The sequence below is a fragment of the Halomonas sp. B23F22_3 genome (assembly GCF_043496965.1).
Classification (GTDB): Bacteria; Pseudomonadota; Gammaproteobacteria; order Pseudomonadales; family Halomonadaceae; genus Halomonas.
On record NZ_JBIEKG010000004.1, the window covers coordinates 243,834 to 258,694 of the forward strand.

Annotated in this window: 14 protein-coding genes; 3 read left to right on the top strand and 11 right to left on the bottom strand. The window is 71.1% G+C overall.

Annotation, left to right across the window (positions count from 1 at the left end; all coding sequences use genetic code 11):
* Positions 1–141 precede the first annotated feature (141 nt).
* Positions 142–1,011 (bottom strand): LysR family transcriptional regulator ArgP, encoded by an 870-nt coding sequence (locus ACGTNG_RS10325; RefSeq protein ID WP_394576932.1) that lies wholly within the window; start codon positions 1,009–1,011, stop codon positions 142–144.
* A gap of 135 nt (positions 1,012–1,146) precedes the next feature.
* Between ACGTNG_RS10325 and ACGTNG_RS10330 the strand changes: the two genes are divergently transcribed.
* Complete coding sequence (locus ACGTNG_RS10330) at positions 1,147–1,764, top strand: LysE/ArgO family amino acid transporter (protein WP_394576933.1); 618 nt, start codon at positions 1,147–1,149, stop codon at positions 1,762–1,764.
* 207 nt (positions 1,765–1,971) lie between these two features.
* On the opposite strand, the gene cysK is transcribed toward ACGTNG_RS10330, so the two are convergent.
* Positions 1,972–3,462 (bottom strand): cysteine synthase A, encoded by a 1,491-nt coding sequence (gene cysK, locus ACGTNG_RS10335; protein WP_394576934.1) that lies wholly within the window; start codon positions 3,460–3,462, stop codon positions 1,972–1,974.
* 218 nt (positions 3,463–3,680) lie between these two features.
* On the opposite strand from cysK, the gene ACGTNG_RS10340 reads away from it, so the two are divergent.
* The gene (locus ACGTNG_RS10340; protein WP_394576935.1) at positions 3,681–5,012 is read left to right on the top strand and encodes a tetratricopeptide repeat protein; all 1,332 of its coding nucleotides are present in this window, start codon (positions 3,681–3,683) and stop codon (positions 5,010–5,012) included.
* 141 nt (positions 5,013–5,153) lie between these two features.
* On the opposite strand, the gene mltF is transcribed toward ACGTNG_RS10340, so the two are convergent.
* The 6 genes from mltF to ACGTNG_RS10370 form a co-directional block, all read right to left on the bottom strand.
* A complete protein-coding gene (gene mltF / locus ACGTNG_RS10345) occupies positions 5,154–6,560 on the bottom strand; it encodes a membrane-bound lytic murein transglycosylase MltF (protein WP_394576936.1) in 1,407 nt (468 codons plus the stop codon).
* 84 nt (positions 6,561–6,644) lie between these two features.
* Entirely contained in the window at positions 6,645–7,328 is a 684-nt protein-coding gene (locus ACGTNG_RS10350; RefSeq protein ID WP_394576937.1) for a DUF6064 family protein, read from the bottom strand.
* A 3-nt stretch (positions 7,329–7,331) separates the two neighbouring features.
* Complete coding sequence (locus tag ACGTNG_RS10355) at positions 7,332–8,276, bottom strand: aldo/keto reductase (RefSeq protein WP_394576938.1); 945 nt, start codon at positions 8,274–8,276, stop codon at positions 7,332–7,334.
* A gap of 10 nt (positions 8,277–8,286) precedes the next feature.
* The gene (locus ACGTNG_RS10360; protein ID WP_394576939.1) at positions 8,287–9,279 is read right to left on the bottom strand and encodes a patatin-like phospholipase family protein; all 993 of its coding nucleotides are present in this window, start codon (positions 9,277–9,279) and stop codon (positions 8,287–8,289) included.
* 2 nt (positions 9,280–9,281) lie between these two features.
* Positions 9,282–10,745: a dihydrolipoyl dehydrogenase gene (locus ACGTNG_RS10365; RefSeq protein ID WP_394576940.1), complete on the bottom strand. Its 1,464-nt coding sequence runs from the start codon at positions 10,743–10,745 to the stop codon at positions 9,282–9,284.
* A gap of 119 nt (positions 10,746–10,864) precedes the next feature.
* The gene (locus ACGTNG_RS10370) at positions 10,865–11,482 is read right to left on the bottom strand and encodes a LysE family translocator (protein WP_394576941.1); all 618 of its coding nucleotides are present in this window, start codon (positions 11,480–11,482) and stop codon (positions 10,865–10,867) included.
* A gap of 144 nt (positions 11,483–11,626) precedes the next feature.
* Here ACGTNG_RS10370 and ACGTNG_RS10375 point away from each other — a divergent pair, with 144 nt between their 5' ends.
* On the top strand, positions 11,627–12,118 hold the full coding sequence (locus ACGTNG_RS10375; protein ID WP_138181308.1) for an Lrp/AsnC family transcriptional regulator: 492 nt from the start codon (positions 11,627–11,629) through the stop codon (positions 12,116–12,118).
* 48 nt (positions 12,119–12,166) lie between these two features.
* Here ACGTNG_RS10375 and ACGTNG_RS10380 read toward each other — a convergent pair whose 3' ends face one another.
* From ACGTNG_RS10380 to ACGTNG_RS10390, 3 genes are read right to left on the bottom strand one after another with little or no spacing between them, the layout of a single operon-like run.
* Positions 12,167–12,724, bottom strand: a complete 558-nt coding sequence (locus ACGTNG_RS10380; protein ID WP_394576942.1) for a hydrogenase maturation protease — start codon at positions 12,722–12,724, stop codon at positions 12,167–12,169.
* Positions 12,708–14,039, bottom strand: a complete 1,332-nt coding sequence (locus tag ACGTNG_RS10385) for a Ni/Fe hydrogenase subunit alpha (RefSeq protein WP_394576943.1) — start codon at positions 14,037–14,039, stop codon at positions 12,708–12,710. The genes ACGTNG_RS10380 and ACGTNG_RS10385 overlap by 17 nt, the downstream gene beginning before the upstream one ends.
* Positions 14,036–14,860 carry an NADH-quinone oxidoreductase subunit B family protein gene (locus tag ACGTNG_RS10390; protein ID WP_394576944.1) on the bottom strand — a complete coding sequence of 275 codons (825 nt, stop codon included), beginning with the start codon at positions 14,858–14,860 and terminating at the stop codon, positions 14,036–14,038. Before ACGTNG_RS10390 ends, ACGTNG_RS10385 begins: the two co-directional genes overlap by 4 nt.
* Between the last annotated feature and the right edge of the window lies 1 nt (position 14,861).

Genomic DNA, 14,861 nt, shown 5'->3' on the forward strand with positions numbered 1-14,861 from the left:
TGGCTGGAAAGAATACTCGATCGTGTCTGCTGCTCCCTGCGGTGAAAAATGTTGCTCGGTCATCATACAGGCTTTCGCTCGACTGACCATCGCCGCCACCGGGGGGCGCACCGGACGGTTGCGCCCCCCGCGGGCGCGGAATCACTCAAGCTCGACCTCGCCGAGCACGCCGGTCAGCTGCTCCAGCACCTCGCCGCTGTGTCGCCAGAAGTGCCAGAAGAGCGGGACGGACAGCGCGCGCTCCGGGGCCAGGCTTTCCAGCCGGCCCTCGGCCACCAGCGACGCCACCTGCATGCGCGGCATCATGCCGTAGCCCATGCCGGCGAGCGTCAGGCTCACGAAGCCCTCCGACGATGGGCAGAGATGGTAGGGAAAGCGGCCATGGTAGCCGCAGCTCGCCAGGAAGCGATGCTGCAGCTGGTCATGGGGGCCGTAGACGATGGCCGGGGCGCGGCGGAAGGCCTCGGCCGTCGGCCCCGTCGGGAAGTGGCGGGCGATGTAGGCCGGGGTGGCGTAGGGGTGGTAGACCATGGTGCCCAGCGGCACGCAGCGGGCCCCGGCGATGGGACGGTCGCTGGCGCAGAGACAGGCCGCCACCTCCCCGTCGCGCAGCCGCTTGAGCCCCACGTCCTGGTCCTCGACCACCAGATCCAGCAGCAGGCCCTTGGCCCGGCAGAACTCGCCCACGGCCTCGGCCCACCAGGTGGCCAGGCTATCGGCATTGAGGGCGATGCGCAGGCGCGGCGCGGCCTCCTCCAGGGTCGGCAGCGTCGTGCGCAGGTCGCGCTCCAGCAGCTGCACCTGCTGGACATGGTTGAGCAGCCGCTGGCCCGCGGGGGTGGGGGCGAGCCGTGGGTGGCGGATCAGCACCGGCTGCCCCAGGCGGACCTCCAGCGCCTTGATCCGCTGGGAAACTGCCGACTGCGAGAGGCCCAGCTGTTCGCCGGCGCGCTCGAAGCCGTCGCACTCGATCACCGTGGCCAGCGCCTGGAGCAGCTTGTAGTCCAGCATCGGCCCTCCTTCGGGCATTCATGAGAGGCGTTCGGTATAAGCAATACTGATGTGATATTAGCAGGATGATTTTCCGGCATGTCGAGGCGTCGCTATGCTGGCCCCTCTCGACGGGAACCAGGAAGGGGAAACGCGATGCTGGAGAGCTATCTCACCGGGCTTTTGGTGTGCGGCGGCATCATCGTCGCCATCGGCGCGCAGAATGCCTATGTGCTGGGGGTGGCCGTGCGCCGAGAGCATCACTGGTGGTCGGCGGGGCTCTGCATGAGCACCGATGCGCTGCTGCTGCTGGCCGGGATGTTCGGCGTCAGCGCGGTGTTGCTGAGCATGCCGAGTGCCCTGGAGGCGTTGCGCTGGCTGGGCGTGGCCTTCCTCGCCTGGCTGGCGGCTCAGGCCTTCTTCCGCGCCGCCAGCGGCCGGCAGGGGCTCTCCGTGGGCGGGGCGGGCGAGCGCAGCCCGAGGCGCGTGCTGCTCGCCACCCTCGCGGTCACCCTGCTCAATCCCCAGGTCTACCTGGATACCCTGCTGCTGATCCCCTCCATCGGCGCCCAGCAGCAGAGCGCGGCCACCTTCGTGGCCGGGGCGGTCACCGCCTCGATCCTCTGGTTCAGCCTGCTCGCCTGGGGCGGCGCGGCGCTCTCGCCCTGGCTCTCCCGGCCGCTCGCCTGGCGGGCGATCGACGGCACCATCGGCATGATGATGGCGGTCATCGCCGTGCACCTGGCCGTCGGCGGGCTCGACGGGCTGGTCTGACTCGGCGCGCCGATGCCGGCGATGCAAGGAGGCCTCTGGCTGCCGGCGACGGGGTTACCCGTCGCCTACCCATGCCTGGTCGATGTCGGCCATGTCCTGGAGCTCCGGGAGTTCGAGACCACCGGCTGGCGGTCGCGGACGCCGCTGGAGGACCTGGTCGCCTGCAAACGCTGGGGATAGGGCGCCGGGTGTGGATCGACGTGGCACTCAGCGCGGGTGCAGCCAGCCCGGCAGCAGGCTATAGGGATCGATCGGCCGGCTGGTGTCGTGGGTGACATGCAGGGCCAGCAGGCGTGTGAACAGGCGCTCGTCCTTGCTCTCCTCGAACAGCTCGGTACAGCCCCCCACGAAGTCGCCGCCGATGAAGATCTGCGGCAACGTCAGCACGCCGGTGCGGGCCCGCAGCACCGCGCGGATTCGCCCGCCCAGGTTGTCCTGCTGGTAGTCCACGGCATCCAGGTCGACGCTCTCGTAGGGGATGGCGTAGTGGCGCAGCAGCTTGCGCACCGACCAGCAGAACTCGCACCACTCCAGGGCGAACATCACCACCGGCTGGTGGGGGTCGCCGATCAGCCGGTCGACCTCGGCCTCCGCCTCGGCATCGGTGGCCTCGGCGGGGGCCGCGGCGCCGGTGGGGGCGGGGCGGGGCGCCACGTCGAAGCGGTAGCCCGGGGTCGAGCAGGACAACAGGGTCTCTTCCTCGGTCATCTCGACGGGCACGTCCTCGAACAGCGGCGTGGACAGGTAGCGCTCGCCGGTGTCCGGCAGCATGCACAGCAGGGTGGTGCCAGCCGGGGTCCGTTCGGCCACCTGCAGCGCCCCGGCGAAGGTGGCGCCGGCGGAGATGCCGACGAAGATGCCTTCCCGGCTGGCCAGCTCGCGGGCACAGCGCAGGGCGTCCTTGCCGTTGATGGCCAGGTACTCGTCGATGCGATGCTCCGCCAGCACCGGCTCCACCAGCTGCGGGATGAAGTCCGGCGTCCAGCCCTGCATCAGGTGGGGGCGGAACTGCGCGTGGCTCTGGGCGTGGCCGCCGTCGGGGAGGCGGGTCTGGGGGATGCCGCTGGCCAGGATGGCGGCGTTGTCGGGCTCGCAGACCACGATGCGGGTGTGCGGGCTTTCGCGCTTGAGGACCCGGGAGACGCCGCTCAGGGTGCCGCCGGTGCCGAAGCCGGTCACCCAGTAGTCCAGGGGTTGGTCGGCGAAGTCGCGGAGGATCTCGACGGCCGTGGTCCGCTCGTGGATCGCCGCGTTGGCCGGGTTCTCGAACTGGCGGGACTGCCACCAGCCGTGCTTCTCGGCGAGCTCGCGGGCCTTGGCGACCATGCCCGATCCCTTCTCCGAGGCCGGGGTCAGCACCACCCGCGCGCCGAGGAAGCGCATCAGCTTGCGCCGCTCGACGCTGAAGTTCTCCGCCATGGTCACCACCAGGGGGTAGCCCTTCTGGGCGCAGACCATGGCCAGGCCGATGCCGGTGTTGCCGCTGGTGGCCTCGACCACCGTCTGTCCCGGCGCCAGGTCGCCACGACGCTCGGCGTCCTCGATGACGCCGAGGGCTAGGCGGTCCTTGACCGACCCCATGGGGTTGAAGGCCTCGATCTTGACGAACAGCGATATCCCCGGCGGGGCGAGATTGTTGATGCGCACCACCGGGGTGTTGCCGATCGTCTCGAGGATGCTCTGGTAGCGATGGCTCATGGCGAGGGATTCCAGGTGCCTCAGGCTCACTGTATGAAGGCCGGGTGGGCCTCGCCATAGGCTGTTCGGCTGAATCGAGGCCGAGGCGAACCAGCCGCTCGGGCCGCGCGTCCCCGGGCTAGACTCAGGAAAGATGCCCAGCGCTCGGCTCGCCTGGCGCGGTCATGGCGGTGCCGGGGCGCGACTCCCTGGCGTCCGTGCTTCCGGAGGGACTTTCCATGTCAACCGACCGGCAAGGTAATGCTCTGTCGGGCGCGACCCCCGCGGCGGTCGACGCCTACGACGAGGCCGTCACGGCCTTCAACCTGTACCGGGGCGACCCCGTCGCCCGGCTGGACGAGGCCATCGCCCAGGCGCCCGCCTTCGCGATGGCGCATCTCCTCAAGGCCTGGCTGTACGCGGTGGCCACCGAGCCCGAGGCCGCGGTGGAGGCCCGCGCCATCGCCGAGTCGACACGACTCCTGGCGCTCGACGCGCGGGAGGCGTCGCTGCTGGCCGCCCTGGATCGCCTGCTGCAGGGCAACTGGACCGCCGCGGCGCTCGCCCTGGATCACCACAACGTCGCCTTCCCCCGGGATCTGGTGGGCCTGCAGTGCGGCCACCTGCTGGACTTCTACCGGGCCAGTGCCCGCGACCTGCGTGACCGCATCAGCCGGGTGCTGCCCCGCTGGTCGGCCGAGGTGCCGGGCTACTCGATCCTGCTCGGCATGCACGCCTTCGGCCTGGAGGAGACCGGCGACTACGCCCGCGCCGAGGCGCAGGGGCGCCGGGCCATCGAGCTCGAGCCCCTCGACTGCTGGGCGCACCATGCGGTGGCCCATGTCATGGAGATGCAGGGCCGGGCCGAGGACGGGGTCGGCTGGATGACCACCCGGGAGCCCTACTGGTCCGGCGACGACAACTTCTTCCGGGTCCACAACTGGTGGCATCACGCCCTCTACTACCTCGACCTGGGCCGGGTCGACGAGGCGCTGGCACTCTACGACGGTCCGGTGCGCCAGGACCGCAGCGTGGTGGCCCTCGACATGATCGACGCCTCAGCGCTGCTGTGGCGACTGACGCTGCTGGGCTGCGATCTTGCCGGGCACTGGCAGGAGCTGGCGGATACCTGGGATCGCCATGCCGATGGCCGGCTCTACCCCTTCAATGATTGGCACGCGGTGATGGCCTATCTGGGCGCGGGGCGCGAGCAGGACGTGGCACGGGTCCTGGCCGCCTTCCGTTCGCCCGGGGAGCCGTCCGCCGAGGTGGCCCGATGGACGCGGGACATCGGCCTGCCGCTGGTCCAGGGCTTCGTGGCCTTCTGGCACGGGGACTACCGGGTGGCGGCGGAACAGCTACATGCGGCGCGCTTCATCGCCAATCGCTTCGGCGGCAGCCACGCCCAGCGCGACGTGATCGACTGGACGCTGACCGAAGCCGCCGTGCGTGGTGGCCTGCACGACCTGGCCGAGGCCCTGGCCCACGAGCGCCTGGCCCTGAAGCCCCACAGCCGGGTCAATCGTAACTTCCTGACCCGCGCCTCCCGCCGGGAAGCGACCCGGGTCTGAGGCGGCGCGGCGCTCTCGCCCGGGCTCTCCCGGCCGCTCGCCTGGCGGGCGATCGACGGCACCATCGGCGTGATGATGGCGGTCATCGCCGTGCACCTGGCCATCCATTCCCCCGCGACGGTCTGAGCGAGGACCCCTGGTCTAGCCCTGCCGGGTGGGGCCCTCGTCCTCGGCGTTCCGGGCTTCCAGGGGAAGCCACTCCACCGCGGCGCTGATCACGTCCAGGTAGTTGCGGATCCGCTGCACGTAGTGCACCGGCTCGTAGCCCCGGGCATAGCCGTAGCGCGTCTGGGGGTAGTAGCGCTTGTCGGCCTTGAGCGGCAGCACCTCCTTCATGTCGGCCCAGGAGTCCGGGTTCTTGCCGAGCTCGCGGGCCAGCTGGCGGGCATCCAGCAGGTGGCCGCGGCCGATGTTGTAGCTGGCCAGCGCCAGGTAGGTGCGGTCCGGTTCGGGGATGGTGTCGGGCAGCCGATCGTGCCGGTCGGCCAGGTAGCGGGCGCCGCCGTTGATGGCCTCGGCCGGATTCAGGCGATTGGCCACGCCGAGCGACTTCGCGGTATTGCGGGTCAGCATCATGATGCCGCGCACCCCGGTGGGAGAGACGGCGTGTGGGTCCCAGTGCGACTCCTGGTAGGCCAGGGCGGCGAGCAGGTCGGCGGGCATGCCGGTCTCGTCCGAGGCCTTGACGAACAGCTCCAGGAAGGAGGGCAGGCGCTCCTCGATGCGCCGGTTCAGGGCCCGCAGGTCGACGAAGTCGAAATCGCCGATGTAGTCGTAATAGCGGTGCTGCATCGTCTCGAGGCTGGCCTGGCCCTCGGGGCCCTGCATCCACTCCCTGGCCCGCGCGGCGAGGGCCTGATGCCCGGCGGGCAGGTACCAGCCCAGCCGGTCGCCCCGGGTCAGGTTCAGGGCGACCTCCAGGTGCGGGAAGTGGCGGCGCACCACCTGCACGATGTTGGAGTCGGCCAGGGTGCAGTCGATCTGCCGCTCGGCCACCGCGGCGAGCAGCATCTCGGTGGTGCGCGGATCCTCCTCGTAGGCGATGCCGGTGTGATCGTTGGCGAGGCTCTCGAGCCGCTCCGTGTAGCTGGAGTCCGCCGTGACGCGGATCTCGACGTCGGCCATCTCCTCCACCTCGCGGGGCATCGGGCGCATCTCGCGATGGCACACCAGCTGTTCGACCACGTCGGTGTGGCTCGGCCCCTGGCGGAAGCGCTCGTCGCGCGAGGGCAGGTGGGTCAGGCCGGCGGCGGCCAGGTCTATCTCGTCGCCCTCCAGGGCCTTCAGCACCTCGGCGGTGGAGCCGAGCGGCACCCACTCGACCTGCCAGCCGTTGGCCTCGGCGAAGTCCTCGACCAGGTCGTGCTCGGGGCCGGCGGGCTCCTGCCGGCGGTCGAGGTAGTAGGTGGTGGCGGCGTTGCGGGTGGCCACTCGGAGCGTCTCGCCGGGGCCGGGCGGCTCGAGGGTGGCGACCGAGGCCTCGTCCGGGCCGCAGGCCTGAAGCAGGGCCAGCGGCAGGAGGGCGATCAGCAGGCGGAACCTGAGCATGGGCGATAACTCCTGATCGGCGAAGAGAAAATGTCAGCTGGGCACCAGCTTAACAGCCTCGTTTCGCCCTCCGGCCGGGGCGAGTCAACGCAGCGTGTCAGGCGCCGACCAACACCGCGCCGCCAGGGCGGCGGCGAGGGCCAGCGGCGGTAGCCAGGCGCCTTGCTCGCCGAGAAGGTAGAGGGTGAGCCCGCTCTGCAGGCACCAGAGGGCGGGCAGGGCCAGCAGCGTCCAGGCGCGGCGGGCCGGTTGTGCCATGGCCAGCACGCCCAGGGTGGCGATGGCGAGTGGGTCGGGCGTGAGCCCGAGCACCTCGGCGCCCGCCAGGCCCCGCCCCGTCGCCAGGGCGACCAGCGGGTGAAGGACCAGGGCATAGGCGAAGAGCCCGATGCCGAGGCCGCGCCGCACGCGGCCGTGCCGAGCCAGGTGGAGCCCGCCGCGCCGGACCGCCAGGCCCGCCAGCAGCAGCGCCTGCAGGCCGAACAGCGGGGCGACATAGGCGATGCCCCAGTGGATGGGGGCGTAGCGCTGCCACAGGAAGGCCCAGGCCACGAAGGCCCAGGCCACGGCCAGCAGCACGACCACCAGGCGAGTGCCCCGCGGGCCGGGGCGCAGCAGGACCGCCAGCGCCGCTGCACCCAATGCCAGGGCGAGCAGCTGGGCGGGCCACAGCGCCTGGTTGTGAAGCTCGAACAGCCGCGCGTAGACCCGCGGCGAGAACATCAGCAGATCCTCGGGGCGATAGGTCCACCAGGCGCTGGCGCCCATGCCCTAGAGCCCCCGGACGTGATCGGCCATGCGCCGGCGCAGCGCCTCGTCGGGCAGCGGCTCCCGGGCGGCGGCGAGGTTCTCGCGGACATGCTCGACCCGGGTGGTGGCGGGGATGGCGCAGGTGATCGCCGGGTGGGAGATGATGAACTTGAGGATGAACTGCGCCCAGGTGGTGGCATTGATCTCGGCGGCCCAGGGCGGCAGCGGTTGGCCCGACAGTCGCCGGATCAGGCGCTTGCGCTGGAAGGGTCGATTGGCGATCACGCCGATGCCGCGCTCCCGGGCCAGCGGCAGCAGTCGGCTCTCGGCCTCACGGTCGACGATGTTGTAGGTGAGCTGGACGCTGTCCAGCGGCGCGTTGCGCATGATGTGTTCGACCTCGTCATGGCGCCGTCCGTGGGAGGTGGTGATACCGAGGTGGCGGACCTCGCCGGCCGCCTTCATCGCCTGCAGGGTCTCGAGGTGGCCCTCCCAGCCCCGCAGGTTGTGGACCTGCAGCATGTCGAAGCGTGGCACCCCCCAGGCCTGGCGGGAGGCCTCGATCTGCGCCGGCCCCTCGTCGCGGCGCAAGGTCCAGACCTTGTCGGCGGCATAGACGCGCTCCACGGCACCGAGCCGCTTCAGGGCGTGGCCGATGGTCGCCTGGGACGTGCCGTACATCGGCGAGGAGTCGATCAGGCGTCCCCCCGCGGCGAAGAAGGCCGCCATGACCGCGGTGCACGCCTCGAGCAGCACCGGGTCGTCGCCGACGTTGAAGGTGATCCAGCTGCCGAGGCCAACCCGGGGCAGCGCCACGCCGGTGCCGGGCAGCGTGCGGGTCAGCGGTTCGCTCGCCTGCGCGAGGGCCCCCGGGAGGGGCAGTGCTGAGGCGGCCGCCGCGGCGAGCAGGCCGCGCAGCAGCCGCCGGCGGGAGAGGGCGAGATGCGGAGGATGCAGAGAAGCCATGGTGCGCTCCTTAGGCCGGCGGGGCGGTCCCGGTCGGCGTTGCCTGCCACTCCCTTAGCCGTTCGCGAAGCGTCTCGGCCGCGGGCGCGGCCTGGCGCAGGATCTCATCGAGGCGATGGAAGTGAAGCAGGCGTACGCCCTGGGTCTCCGGGCGCAGGTAGAGGTCGGGAGGACGGTAGCGCAGGGACTGCCGGATGATCGCCTTCTGCGTGATCTTGAAGCTCTGGAACAGCATGTCGGTCAGGCCGATCTCCTCGCCGTCGTCCCGTGGCTGGCTGCCCGAGACGTCCACCGCGATGACCAGGTCGACTTCGCCGTCGAACAGGTCGAAGGGCAGGGGGTTGGAGGTGCCGCCATCGATCAGCAGTTGTTCGCCGTGGCTGACGGGCACGAATAGCCCCGGCACCGCCATGCTGGCCCCGATGGCCGGAAACAGCGGGCCCTCGTCGAGGACCACGCTGTTCGCCGTCCAGTAGTCGGTGGCCACGATCTCGAGCGGGATGCGCAGCCCCTCGAAGGAGCGCGTCTCGGTATGACCGGCCAGAAAGCGCAGGAAGCCCCTGGAATCGAGCAGCCCGGCCTCCTCGCGCCGGAACGGCAGCAGCTGTCTCAGCTTCAGATCCGATTCGGCCAGGCCGGAGACGGCATCCAGGGGCGATCCGGCCACGTCGTCGAAGATGTCGTGGATCTGCTCGGCGGAGAGGCCCGCCGCATAGAGCCCGCCGATCACCGCGCCGATGCTGGTGCCGGCGATGCGGTCGGGCACGATTCCCAGATCGTCGAAGACCTGGAGGATGGCGATGTGCGCCAGGCCGTTGGCCCCGCCCGAGCCCAGCGCGAGGCCGATGGTCGGGCGCGCCGGCGTCTCTGGCGCCGTTGCATCGGGTGTTGCCGTGAGCGCCTCGTCGGCGGCGAAGGTCGGAGTGGCACAGAGGAGCCCGATCGTGAGCAGGACGCTCGTGATCGCGGACGTGACGGCCGTGGCGAGGCGTCGTGGCGTCATCCTCAGTCTCCCGGGCCGCACTCCATGCAGCGTTCGGTGATCGCCGGCCCCTGGCGCAGGCTGGCGTTGAGGTCGCGCAGGGCGCTGCGCAGGCCCTCCTCCAGCACCGGATGATAGAAGGGCATCTCGAGCAGGCGGCTCACGCTGACTCGCTGCTCCAGCATCCAGGCCAGCAGGTGGGCCAGGTGCTCGACCCGCGGGCCGAACAGCTCGGCGCCCAGGAACTGACCCGAGCCGTGCTCGGCATAGAGGCGCATCAGGCCGCGATTCTGGCGCATCACCACGGCCCGGCCCTGGTCCTCGAAGGAGGCCTCGCCGGTGGCGATGCAGTCCTCGCCGAACTGGCGCTCGAGTTCGTCTCGACCGGCGCCGACGGTGGCCATCTGCGGGTCGGTGAAGACCACCGCCAGGGGCACGTGGCGATGGCCGGCGCGCAGCTCCGGGTAGCGACCGGCGTTGTCGCCGGCGATGCGCCCCTCGGTGTTGGCCTCGTGCAGCAGCGGCAGCGCCTGGTTGGCGTCGCCGGCGATGAAGATGTGGCCGGGGCTCTCGTCGGCGTTGAGGCACTGCAGGGTGTAGCGGTGAAAGCGGGGCACGCCCCGGTCGTCCAGCGCCAGGCCGGCCCGTTCGAGGTCGAGCCGGTCGAGGTTGGGCTGCCGGCCGGTGGCGGCGAGCAGGTAGTCGAAGCGCTCGGTGAGACGCTCGCCACTGTCGCGCTCGAGGAAGGTGATCGCCACGGTGTCGCCGTCGCGCTCGATCTGCTCCACCTCGGCATCGGGGTCGACATGGAACTCCTCGCGGAAGGTGCGCTCGGCATACGCTCTCACCGTCTCGTCCCGGAAGGGGCCCAGGGCGCCGCCTACGCCGAACATCCGCAGGCGCACGCCCAGCCGGTGCAGCGCCTGGCCGAGCTCCAGGCCGATCACGCCGGGGCCGAACACGGCCACCGACTCGGGCAGCGCCTGCCAATCGAAGACATCGTCGTTGACGATCAGCCGGTCGCCGGCCGCCTCGAAGAAGCCTGGCCAGGTGCCCCGCGAGCCGGTGGCGATGACGATGGTGCGGGCCGTCACCCGGGTATGCTCGCCGACCACCAGGGTGTGCGGGTCGGCGAAGCGGGCGTGCCCCTCCAGGCGATGTTCCTCGCCGAGGCGCTCCACCGTCCCGAGCACGCCCTCCACGAAGCGGTCGCGTTCGCGCCGGACGCGCTCCATCACGGCGCGCCCGTCCACCTCGACCGTGCCGACCTCGACGCCGAAGCCGCCGGCCTCACGGGCCTGGTGGGCGGAGTCGGCGGCGGCGATCAGCAGCTTGGAGGGCATGCAGCCTACCCGGGCGCAGGTGGTGCCGTAGGCGCCCCCCTCGATCAGCAGCACGCTGTCGCTGTGCTTGCGGGCGGCGTGCCAGGCACTCAAGCCTGCGCTGCCGGCCCCGATGATGGCGATCTCGACCTCACGTTCCTGCATCGGGGTCTCCTCTCATGGGTGGGTGCGTCGATGTGCATGGCCTCACTATGGCACAGGGTGGGGATGGGCCGCCGGGACGCAACGGTGGCGTCTTGACGCAGGACAAGGCCGCCGGCCCCTCAGGCGGCCAGGCGCAGGGCGAAGCCGATCATCAGCGAGCCGAAGGTCCAGCGCTGCAGGCGCGCCCGCAGCGGGCTGCCGGCGAACCAGCGCTGCAGCGCGGCCCCCAGGGTGGCGTAGCCGGCATCGAACAGCAGGCCGATGCCCACCAGCAGGCTGCCCAGCAGGGCGAACTGCAGCAGCACGGGCCCCTCCCCGGGAGACACGAACTGGGGCAGCAGCACCGAGCAGAACAGCAGCGACTTGGGGTTGAGCAGGTTGGTCAGCAGGCCACGGCGCCAGGCGCGGCGGTGACCGTCGTCGAGCCTCCCCACACTGACCGCGTCGATGCCCTCCGTGTCGGGCGGCGAGCGGAGCAGCTGCAGGCCGATCCAGGCCAGGTAGGCGCCCCCCGCATAGCGCACCGCATCGAAGGTCCAGGGCGCGCTGGCGAACAGCGTGGCGAGCCCCAGGGCCGCCAGGGCCACGTGCAGGCCGCGCGCCACGGCCAGTCCCACCGCGGTGGCCAGCGCCCGGGTGTGCCCCTGCTGGCTGCCGGTCTGCAGCACCAGGAGCATGTCAGGGCCAGGCAGCAGGTAGACCGCCGCCAGGGCGCCGATGAACAGCCACAGCTCCATGGGTTCGCCTCCGCCGTCGTGAAACGTCTTGCTGGAACGCTGCCAGTCTAGCCCCGGGGGGGCCGGCAGGTCCTTGCGAAGTCGGCCAGGAAAGCAGATAAAAGTGGCAGAAAATGCCAATGAAGAAAATTGAGGTGAATGTTCATGCCAAACACTCGGCTGGATGCCATCGACCGGCGCATCCTGGCGGCACTGCAGCGTGACGCCCGGCTGAGCAACGTGCAGCTGGCCGAGGAGGTGAACCTCTCGCCCTCGCCCTGCCTGCGACGGGTGCGCCAGCTGGAGGCGGCGGGGCTGATCCGCGGCTATCACGCCGAGCTGGACCGTGGCGGGGTGGGCCTCGGCCTCACTGTCTTCGTCGGGGTCAAGGTGGAGCGCCACCATGAGGCCGAGGCCAATGCCTTCCGCGAGGCGGTCGTGGCGCTGCCGGAGGTGGTCTCCGCCCACCTGGTGTCGGGGGAGTCGGACTTCCTGCTGCAGGTGGTGGTGGCGGACCTGGCGGCCTACGAGCGCTTCCTGACCGGGACCCTGCTGCGCCTGCCGGGCGTCAGCGACATCCGCAGCAACTTCGCCATCCAGACCGTCAAGGAGCACGGCCCACTGCCGCTCACACGGCCCGGGGGCGAGGGCCGGTAGCCGCTGCCCGTCGGTTGACGCCCCTGAGGCCCGCCCTGGTCCGGGACCCTAGCCGGCATCGAGCCAGCCCAGGACCGCCGCGTGCAGTCGCCGGGCCTGCGCCTCGTCGAGCCCGGGTGCCGTTATCTCGTGGCCAGGCATGTCGTGGCCTGCTTCTGCCGGCATCTCGATGCCGATGATCCGGATGCCCGCCCGGAAGAGCCCCAGGGCCTCGACCAGCGCCAGGGTGCTCGCCAGGTCGAGGCCGTGTGATGACAGCCGCGCGGCGGCGTTGGGGAGTTCTGCCGGCGCAAAGACCTTGAGGGTGCCGGGCGGTCCCTGGCCCCGCATGGCGTCGACCAGCAGCAGGCGGTCGCGTGGGGTCACCGCGTGCAGGAAGAGGTCGACGGGCTGGTCGAGTCGCGCGACCGTGAGGTCATCGCGCTCGCACAGCGCATCGCCCAGCCACTCGGCGGCGAGCCAGCCCAGCCGGTCCCCGCCATGGGGCGAGCCGAGCCCGAAGAGATAGGCATGGCCCCCGGGCCGTCCGGCGGCCCCATCCTGCTTGGCAAGGCCCGCCCCGGTCGCGCCCGGGTCATTCCCGCCGGGCTTATTTTCGCAGGACATTTTCTCGCAAGTCATTTTCTCGCAAGACATTGAAGTCCAGGAAGTGGGTGGCGCAGGAGATGCAAGGGTCGTAGTTGCGGATCACCATCTCGCCGTGCAGCCGCAGGGCGTCGTCGTCACGCTCCAGGCCGAAGCGCGTGAGGCTCGCCGCGAGGTCCTCCTCCATCCGCGCCTGGTTCTGGCTGGTCGGGGGGACGATGCGGGCCTCGACGACCCGGGCCTGATCGTCCAGCGCATAGCGGTGCCAGAGGATGCCACGGGGGGCCTCGGTGCAGCCGACGCCGCCGCCGGCCCGGGCGGGCGCCTCGACGCGGGGCTCGGCGGCGGGGTCGTAGTCCTCGGTGAGGCGCAGCGCCTCGGCGAGGGCGACATGCATCTCCACCGCCCGGGCGACGATGCTGTGGAACATGTTGCGGCTGGGAAAGCGCACGCCGAGGTCGTCGAGCAGCTGTCGCAGCTCCTCGGGCAGCCGGTCGAGGTTGTTGTTGAGCCGGGCCAGCGGGCCGACCAGGTAGGGGTGGCCGTCGAGCTGGGCGTGCAGGGCCGTCGAGTGGGGTACCTGAAACTCCTGGAAGCGCTGCGCGAAGTCGGCCGGGTCGAGGTCGAGCCCCCGGTCGGAGACGATCCGGCCGGCGGTGATGGGGTAGTCGCGGGGATGGCGCAGCGAGACCGAGACGAAGTCCTGGTCATCCTCGGGCAGCGGCAGCCCCGCCGTCCAGGCGATGAGCGCGCGGGCCTCCTCGAGGCCCTTCGCCAGGCGCTCCCGAAGCGCCTCGATGGTGGCCGTGTCGGGGGCGTGGAAGAAGCCGCCGGGACAGATGCCGACCGGGTGTACCGAGCGGCCGCCGAAGGTGCGGAGGATCTCGTTGCCGAGTGCCTGGAGGCGCAGGCCGCGGCGCACCTCGTCGGGAAAGTCCCGGGCCATCGCCGGGGCGCTGTCATAGCCGAGGAAGTCGGGGGCGGCCAGCAGGTGGATGTGCAGGCTGTGGCTCTGCAGCCATTCGCCGCAGTACATCACCCGCCGCATCGCCTTCACCCAGGGGCTGGGCGTGACGCCGAGGATCGACTCGATCGCCGTCACCGCGCTCAGCTGGTAGGCCACCGGGCAGATGCCGCAGATGCGGGCCACGCTGTCGATCACGTCCTGGGTGCTGCGCCCCTCGAGCAGCTTCTCGAACAGCCGCGGCGGCTCGAAGATCCGCAGTTTCAACGCCTCGATCCGGCCGCCCTCGATGCGCAGCTCCAGGGCGCCCTCGCCCTCGACCCGCGCCAGGATCGGCACGTGGATCTCGCCGGTGCGCGTGGTGCGACTCATCCCTGCTCCTCCTCTCGGCGGCCCGATCGATGGATGACCCGGGCCTGCCAGTCCAGGCCCGCGCCGCGGAACGGCTCGGCATGGCCGTTGATGAACAGCAGGCGCCGGGCGACCTCGCCGGCCGGCATGCCGCTATCGGCCAGGTGGGTGGCCAGGGCCGAGACGTTGGCCTGCACGGCGGGCCCGTAGCAGGCATAGCAGTCGCGCTGGAAGCGCGGGCAGATCGCCCCGCAGCCGGTGCTGGTGACCGGCCCCATGCAGGGCCGGCCCTGGGCGACCATCACGCACACCGCCTGCTGGCGCTTGCACTCCATGCACACCGCGCTGTGGTCGACCCGGGGCAGGTGGCCGGCGAGCATGGCCGTGGTGGCGCCGAGCACCTGCTCGCCGCTGACGGGGCAGCCCCAGAGCTCCAGGTCGACCCTGACGGTCTCGGCGATGGGGGTCGAGTCGGCGAGCAGGTCGATATGCTCGGGCCGGGCATAGACGCCGGAGACCCATTCGTCGGCGTCATGCAGATTGCGCAGCGCCTGGATGCCGCCGGCGGTGGCGCAGGCGCCGATGGTGACCAGGTAGCGACTGCGCTGGCGGATCCCGCGCAGGCGGGCGGCGTCCTGGGAGGTGGCCACGCTGCCCTCGACGAAGGCGATGTCGACCTCGGCCAGTTCGTCGACGGGGCCGGCCTCGGCGAAGTGCAGGATGTCGACCGTCTCGGCCAGGGCCAGCAGCGGCTCGCCTAGGTTGAGGAAGGCCAGCTGGCAGCCGTCGCAGGAGCTGAACTTGTGCACGGCGATGCGCGGGCGGCGGGTCGTGGTGGTCATG

Excerpts from the sequence above, each read along its gene's own strand:
- ACGTNG_RS10325 (WP_394576932.1), bottom strand. The coding sequence starts at position 1,011 with ATGCTGGACTACAAGCTGCTCCAGGCGCTGGCCACGGTGATCGAGTGC.
- ACGTNG_RS10330 (WP_394576933.1), top strand. The coding sequence starts at position 1,147 with ATGCTGGAGAGCTATCTCACCGGGCTTTTGGTGTGCGGCGGCATCATC.
- cysK (WP_394576934.1), bottom strand. The coding sequence starts at position 3,462 with ATGAGCCATCGCTACCAGAGCATCCTCGAGACGATCGGCAACACCCCG.
- ACGTNG_RS10340 (WP_394576935.1), top strand. The coding sequence starts at position 3,681 with ATGTCAACCGACCGGCAAGGTAATGCTCTGTCGGGCGCGACCCCCGCG.
- mltF (WP_394576936.1), bottom strand. The coding sequence starts at position 6,560 with ATGCTCAGGTTCCGCCTGCTGATCGCCCTCCTGCCGCTGGCCCTGCTT.
- ACGTNG_RS10350 (WP_394576937.1), bottom strand. The coding sequence starts at position 7,328 with ATGGGCGCCAGCGCCTGGTGGACCTATCGCCCCGAGGATCTGCTGATG.
- ACGTNG_RS10355 (WP_394576938.1), bottom strand. The coding sequence starts at position 8,276 with ATGGCTTCTCTGCATCCTCCGCATCTCGCCCTCTCCCGCCGGCGGCTG.
- ACGTNG_RS10360 (WP_394576939.1), bottom strand. The coding sequence starts at position 9,279 with ATGACGCCACGACGCCTCGCCACGGCCGTCACGTCCGCGATCACGAGC.
- ACGTNG_RS10365 (WP_394576940.1), bottom strand. The coding sequence starts at position 10,745 with ATGCAGGAACGTGAGGTCGAGATCGCCATCATCGGGGCCGGCAGCGCA.
- ACGTNG_RS10370 (WP_394576941.1), bottom strand. The coding sequence starts at position 11,482 with ATGGAGCTGTGGCTGTTCATCGGCGCCCTGGCGGCGGTCTACCTGCTG.
- ACGTNG_RS10375 (WP_138181308.1), top strand. The coding sequence starts at position 11,627 with ATGCCAAACACTCGGCTGGATGCCATCGACCGGCGCATCCTGGCGGCA.
- ACGTNG_RS10380 (WP_394576942.1), bottom strand. The coding sequence starts at position 12,724 with ATGTCCTGCGAAAATAAGCCCGGCGGGAATGACCCGGGCGCGACCGGG.
- ACGTNG_RS10385 (WP_394576943.1), bottom strand. The coding sequence starts at position 14,039 with ATGAGTCGCACCACGCGCACCGGCGAGATCCACGTGCCGATCCTGGCG.
- ACGTNG_RS10390 (WP_394576944.1), bottom strand. The coding sequence starts at position 14,860 with ATGACCACCACGACCCGCCGCCCGCGCATCGCCGTGCACAAGTTCAGC.